The sequence below is a fragment of the Phaeodactylibacter luteus genome, assembly GCF_007993045.1.
Lineage (GTDB): Bacteria > Bacteroidota > Bacteroidia > Chitinophagales > Saprospiraceae > Phaeodactylibacter > Phaeodactylibacter luteus.
The window spans coordinates 1-411 of sequence record NZ_VOOR01000218.1; the positions used below are offsets into that span (position 1 = coordinate 1).

1 protein-coding gene is annotated in these 411 nt (G+C 36.3%); it reads left to right on the top strand.

What is annotated here, in order from left to right:
• Positions 1–71: 71 nt before the first annotated feature.
• Positions 72–411: AAA family ATPase (locus FRY97_RS22095; RefSeq protein WP_147169788.1), on the top strand; the 340-nt coding region annotated here is incomplete at its 3' end.

Here is a 411-nt window from a genome sequence, read left to right on the forward strand (position 1 = left end):
TTATATGCAACATAAACATAATTAAAAGTGAATACAATCCCTAAAAATTATTATATTATGGGCAAAAAGGCATGATAACTCGTACTTTGGCCAAAAGAATTAGAAATAAGATAGGAAAGGGGAAAGCCATAATGGTTATAGGCCCTCGTCAGGTTGGCAAAACCACTCTTATCCGGAATGAACTAGCTAACCAAGATGTAGCTTTTTTCGATGGAGATGATCCTACGGTTAGAAATTTGTTAGACTCCCCAAATACTGAGAAAATCCGCAGCCTAATTGGAAACAAGAAAGTGGTGTTTATAGACGAAGCTCAGCGAATCAATGGTATTGGGTTAACACTCAAAATAATTACTGATCAATTTAAAGATGTCCAACTATGGATAAGCGGCTCTTCATCATTTACTTTAGCGC